The following is a 721-nucleotide window of genomic DNA, read 5'->3' as shown; positions in this document are numbered from 1 at the left end:
TCGAAGTATCCTGTTTTCTCTGCAACACCAATACCAATCATCACTGCTAGTACTAAGCCTAATGCTGGGAACTCTGAGAAATTTTTAATCGTATCATTCATTATCATCGTAAATCCATCATGGCTAATTATATTTTTAATATAAATGGTTTGATGCGTACCTGGATGCTTAACAGATACATTAAATAATGAGATAACCCACGTCATAATGGCTAAGCCCACACACATTAAAAAGAATAAGACGCTAGGATCTGGCAATTTATTTCCAATTTTTTCAACACTATTCAAGAAACGATTGACGATAGACCCCTTTTGTTGATGTTTTGATGTCATCAATGATTCCCCCCTTTGTTAAATATTTAAAGTGTAACAAAAAATACTCTCAAAAGTAACAATTTTCAGAAAATGAAAAGACTAATATTGTTAAATATTTTGAGTTATTCAATAGAAATTGTATAGCAGAGAGTAGCTAAGACTGCCTGGAGACTTAGCTATTAGGTTTATGAAGCATTGAACAGTGGAAAATAAGGACTGTAAGTTTAAGATATGTTGTATAGGAGTGACTGAATGAAACGTTTGGAAAATAAAGTTGCAGTCGTAACAGGAGCAAGTACAGGTATCGGACAAGCTTCTGCAATCGCTTTAGCTCAAGAAGGTGCGTATGTATTGGCGGTAGACATAGCTGAAGCGGTATCGGAGACTGTCGATAAAATTAAAAGTAA

Annotated in this window: 2 protein-coding genes; one reads left to right on the top strand and one right to left on the bottom strand. The window is 34.5% G+C overall.

The features are described from left to right. Positions 1-332, bottom strand: a 332-nt coding sequence (locus tag IDG60_RS18250) for an AbgT family transporter (protein WP_206161033.1), incomplete at its 3' end; no start/stop codon positions are given. 234 nt (positions 333-566) lie between these two features. Here IDG60_RS18250 and IDG60_RS18245 point away from each other — a divergent pair. Beyond that, on the top strand, positions 567-721 hold a 155-nt coding region (locus IDG60_RS18245), incomplete at its 3' end, for an SDR family NAD(P)-dependent oxidoreductase (RefSeq protein ID WP_206161034.1).

The organism is Staphylococcus sp. EG-SA-2, assembly GCF_017152085.1.
Note: the sequence above shows the minus strand (reverse complement) of the source record. Positions and strands in the feature narration are given on the sequence as shown.